This is a genomic window from Aggregatilinea sp. (assembly GCF_036822615.1).
Taxonomy (GTDB): Bacteria; Chloroflexota; Anaerolineae; order Aggregatilineales; family Aggregatilineaceae; genus Aggregatilinea.
In genome coordinates, this window is sequence record NZ_DAISHJ010000212.1 from 1 (window position 1) to 3,346 (window position 3,346).

General features: G+C 60.0%; 4 protein-coding genes. 2 read left to right on the forward strand and 2 right to left on the reverse strand.

Going from position 1 to position 3,346, the window contains the following annotated elements; all coding sequences use genetic code 11:
• Positions 1 to 217: 217 nt before the first annotated feature.
• Positions 218 to 940: an isoprenyl transferase gene (locus V7116_RS25620; protein ID WP_324394845.1), complete on the reverse strand. Its 723-nt coding sequence runs from the start codon at positions 938 to 940 to the stop codon at positions 218 to 220.
• 88 nt (positions 941 to 1,028) lie between these two features.
• Positions 1,029 to 1,589: a ribosome recycling factor gene (frr, locus tag V7116_RS25625; protein WP_442891875.1), complete on the reverse strand. Its 561-nt coding sequence runs from the start codon at positions 1,587 to 1,589 to the stop codon at positions 1,029 to 1,031.
• 299 nt (positions 1,590 to 1,888) lie between these two features.
• Here frr and V7116_RS25630 point away from each other — a divergent pair, with 299 nt between their 5' ends.
• Positions 1,889 to 2,284, forward strand: a complete 396-nt coding sequence (locus V7116_RS25630; protein ID WP_324394847.1) for an OsmC family protein — start codon at positions 1,889 to 1,891, stop codon at positions 2,282 to 2,284.
• Between the two features lie 183 nt (positions 2,285 to 2,467).
• A partial coding sequence (locus V7116_RS25635; RefSeq protein WP_324394848.1) for a response regulator transcription factor occupies positions 2,468 to 3,346 on the forward strand: 879 nt, incomplete at its 3' end.

Sequence of the window (3,346 nt, forward strand, 5' to 3'; positions counted from 1 at the left end):
AGGCCTGAACTTCCGCGGGATTGTCGATGAAGCCCATGGGCGGCACGTGCATGTGGAGGGTGCGCAGACCGTAGCGCGCAATCAGGCGGCGCTTCATCTCGTCATTGCCGCCGATCACCGTCACCGCGAGCAGGACGGGCAGCGCGACGACCGCCACGAGGAAGCGTGTTTTTAACATGGAATGAGTCCGGTCCAGTCAGAGGCCCAGGGCGGAGCGTTACGGTTGGGGGACCAGCCCGTACCGGCGCTCCCGGTGCCCGAAAGATGAAATGGCTTTCAACAGTTCCCCACGGTCGAAATCGGGCCAATAGACCGGCGTGGAGTAGTATTCAGCATAGGACGCCTGCCACAGCAGGAAATTGCTCAGGCGCATTTCGCCTGCCGTGCGCACTACGAGATCGGGATCGGGCTGGCCGGTGGTGTAGAGGTAATAGTCGATCAGCGTCTCGTCGATCTCGTCCACCGGGATGCCGTCGCGCACGATCTGCTGGATGGCCCGCACCAGTTCCTGCCGCCCGCCATAGTTGAACGCGATGTTCAGGATCAACTGGTCGTTGTTGCGGGTCAGATCGACAGCCTTGCGCACCTTACGCTGCAAGACCGGCGACAGCCCGTCGATTTCCCCGATATGGCGGAGCTGTACGCCGTTGGCATGCAGTTGATCCAGCTCGCGGTCGATGACCGTTTCGAGGATGTTCATCAGGCCGCGTACTTCGGCCTCGGGGCGTCCCCAGTTTTCGGTCGAAAACGCGTAGATGGTCAGGATCTTGATCCCGAACTCGCTGCTGGCCCGCAAGATGCGGCGGAGGTTTTCAACGCCCGCCCGGTGACCGGCTACGCGCGGCAGCCCGCGTGCTTTGGCCCAGCGACCGTTCCCATCCATGATGATGGCGACGTGATAGGGGACTCGTTCGGGCAGGTTGGCGACGTCGTCTGTCATTAGGCGTTTGTTACTCCGGTCTACAGGTGATCAGGGAGGACCGGCTGGCGGGTCCGGCGACGGGGCCAGCCGGTGGCGGAGGCCGTGGTTAGACTTCCATGATCTCGGCTTCTTTGCGTTTTCCGGCTGTTTCGACTTCTTCGACGTACTTGTCGGTCAGTTTTTGCACGTTTTCCTGGCCGCGTTTGGCTTCGTCTTCCGAAACCATCTTCTCTTTTTCAAATTCCCGCACGTCTTCGATCGCGGAGCGGCGAATGTTGCGCACCGATACGCGCGCTTCCTCGACGCGGCGCTGGACCAGCTTTTGCAGGTCGTTGCGGCGTTCCTGGGTGAGCGCGGGAATGTTCAGACGGATGATCTGGCCGTCGTTGTTGGGGGTCAGCCCCAGCTCGGACGCCTGAATCGCGCGCTCGATGGCCTTGAGCGTGCTCTTGTCGTAGGGACGAATGGCGATCGTCTGCGGCTCCGGTACGCTGATGCTGGCGAGCTGCATCAACGGCGTGGCGACCCCGTAATAATCGACCTGGAGTTTTTCCACCAATGCCCCCGACGCGCGCCCGGTGCGCATGGCTTTCAGGTCTTCTTCAAGCACCAACACAGTGCTCTTCATTCGATCTTCGGCGTCATTCAAAACATCTTTTATAGACATGTTTGTCTTCGCTCCAAAGTGATCGTGTACAGGGCGGGTGCTGAAACAGAATTGTCGCCAATTCACGTGCCGTTGTCAACCAACCACCCTGCGGCCTGCGTTCGCCGGGGAGCCTGCGGCATTTCCACTCCACCATACACACATCCGGGCGGCGTTCCTCACCGGGCAGCGTTCCGGCGCGAAGTTGATTCCAAATTTGATCTCGAAAAAGAGTCTTTTTAAACTAAACTGCATCTAACCTAACGAATGCGGCAAACGCTTGTGAAGATCGACACAATATAGAGGATGGAGTTCAGACGATGGAATTCGAGATCGTTTTTCCCGGCGGCGCTCAGGTTGACGCGCACATGGGTGGTCTGGTAGTGACAACTGATCAGGATGGGTCGGCCCCGTCGCCGTTCCAACTGTTTTTGGCCTCGATGGGCACTTGCGCGGGCATCTATGTCGTGAGCTTCTGCCAGCAGCGCGGCCTGCCGACCGATAACATTCGCATCGTGCAGCGCGTCAACCACAACCCCATGACACACATGGTCGAAAACGTCGAGCTTGACATCCAGGTCCCGCCCGATTTCCCCGAGCAGTACAAGGCGGCGGTCATCCGTTCGGCGGAGCTGTGCGCGGTCAAGAAGCACCTGGAGAACCCGCCCACGTTCAACGTCCACACGTCGGTGGTGAACCCCACGCTCGAAGCCTGATCCACTGAATCGTTCGGAAGTTGGTAAAATCCACACCCATGGGTGTGGATTTTTTTTGTTGCGGATTTGTGTGAGAAAAGAGCTATTTCGCGCTCAGCGAAAGACCTGTTACACTTAACAAAGACTAAAGGATAAATTCACGCGCCGTAAATGCGCAATTATCACGTGTGGAGGCAGGGCAGCATGGCAAAAAAGCGTTTGCTGATCATCGAAGACGACATCGACGTTCAGGAAATGCTGACCGTCTATTTCGAAAGCCAGGACTATGAAGTGATTCACGCATCGGAAGGGGCCGAAGGCATCGCGCTCAGCCGGTCGAAGTTTCCCAACCTGATCCTGCTCGACGTGATGCTGCCCGATATGGACGGCTTCGACGTATGCCGGGTGCTGCGGACCACGACCCTGACCAAGTATATCCCGATCACCTTCCTGACCCAACGCGACGCCCGCGCCGATAAGGTCGCGGGGCTGGAATTGGGCGCGGACGATTACGTGACCAAGCCGTTCGACATGGAAGAGCTGCGGCTGCGCGTGCAAAGTTCGATCCGGCGCGCCACGCGCGACCACCTGCACGAGCCGCGTACCGGCCTGCCGACCGGTCCGATGATCCGCGCGGAGCTGTCGCGCCTGTCGGGGCAGCCCGGCTGGCACTTCCTGGATGCGGAGATCGAGGGCTTCAAGGCGCTGCGCGAGGCGTACAGCTTCATGGCGACCGACGCGGCGCTGGAACTGGCGGTCCAGATCATCACGGAAGTCGTTGGGCAGATGGGCACACCGGACGATTTCGTCGGCACGCCGGAAGAAGCGCGTTTCGTGCTCTTCACCCATGCCGCCGACGTGGACGAGTTCACGTCCACGCTGCGCACGCGTTTCGCGGAGCGCTCCAAGACGCTCTACAACTTTATGGATGCCGAGCGCGGTTATGTCCTGCTGAATGAAGGTACGCCCGAAGAACGGCGCGAGCCGCTGGTGAGTCTCGAAGTGCGGCCCCTGGCCGGTACGGTGGCCGTTCCGGCTGCGCCCGCTGCCACCGACGACCCCGTGACAGCGCCGGAAACGGTC

Coding starts and splice junctions, on each gene's coding strand:
- V7116_RS25620 (WP_324394845.1), bottom strand. CDS start 940: ATGACAGACGACGTCGCCAACCTGCCCGAACGAGTCCCCTATCACGTC.
- frr (WP_442891875.1), bottom strand. CDS start 1,589: ATGTCTATAAAAGATGTTTTGAATGACGCCGAAGATCGAATGAAGAGC.
- V7116_RS25630 (WP_324394847.1), top strand. CDS start 1,889: ATGGAATTCGAGATCGTTTTTCCCGGCGGCGCTCAGGTTGACGCGCAC.